Source organism: Tatumella sp. JGM130 (genome assembly GCF_018257525.1).
Lineage (GTDB): Bacteria > Pseudomonadota > Gammaproteobacteria > Enterobacterales > Enterobacteriaceae > Tatumella > Tatumella punctata.
Genome location: NZ_JAERJS010000088.1, coordinates 1 through 767, shown reverse-complemented (window position 1 = coordinate 767; position 767 = coordinate 1). Strand labels below are relative to the sequence as shown.

At 48.5% G+C, this 767-nt stretch carries 1 protein-coding gene; it reads right to left on the bottom strand.

From position 1 onward, the window contains the following. Window positions 1-15: 15 nt before the first annotated feature. A protein-coding gene (locus JK211_RS16780; RefSeq protein WP_371734658.1) for an IS1 family transposase occupies window positions 16-713 on the bottom strand; the annotation gives its coding sequence in 2 pieces (ribosomal slippage) (window positions 16-464 and window positions 464-713; 699 coding nt in all). Window positions 714-767 lie beyond the last annotated feature (54 nt).

Here is a 767-nt window from a genome sequence, read left to right as displayed (position 1 = left end):
GGTAATGATTCCAATTTATTGATAGTGATTTATTGTCATGTAGTACCCGATGACTTTGTCATGCAGTTCAACTGACTTTGAAAATGACAGAGACTTTCTTCCCAGCCTTGCCAGATGCTGTCTGAGATTCAGGTTATGCCGCTCAATTCTTTGTGTGTAACGCTTGCTGATAACGTGAAATTTTCCCTTAAGGCGTGACTCGTACAATGGCCAGCCATCCGTCATCCAGACTACTACCTCAAAAGGCAACAGTAGCGTCAGAAGCTGCTCCAGGGTTGCCATCGTCCGCTCACCAAAAACGTGCGCGACAACGCGCCTGCGTAGTCTGTCGTAGGCGTAAAACAACCAGCGCTGGCGTGATTTAGAGCCGACGTAACCCCACTGTTCGTCCACTTCTGCGCAGACAATCACATCACTGCCCGGCTGTATCCGCGAGGTTACTGAGCGGGGCCTGAGTTTTTTAAATGCCTGAAAATGGTGTTCAGACCAATGCCGATAATGCGTGCACTGGCTCGGCATCCAACGCCATTCATGGCCATATCAATGATTTTTTGGTGTGTACCGGGCTGGGAGGCGGTATAGGTGAAAGTGAGTTGCCATGTTTTACGACACTGCTTACAGAGGTAGCGCTGATGACCGGCAGTACTTTTACCGTTACGGACAACGCCTTCAGTCCCAGTACAGGTAGGACAACGCACAGAAATGGAAGCCACAAAAGTACCTCAAAAACACCATCATACACTAATCAATAAGTTGGTAGCATTACC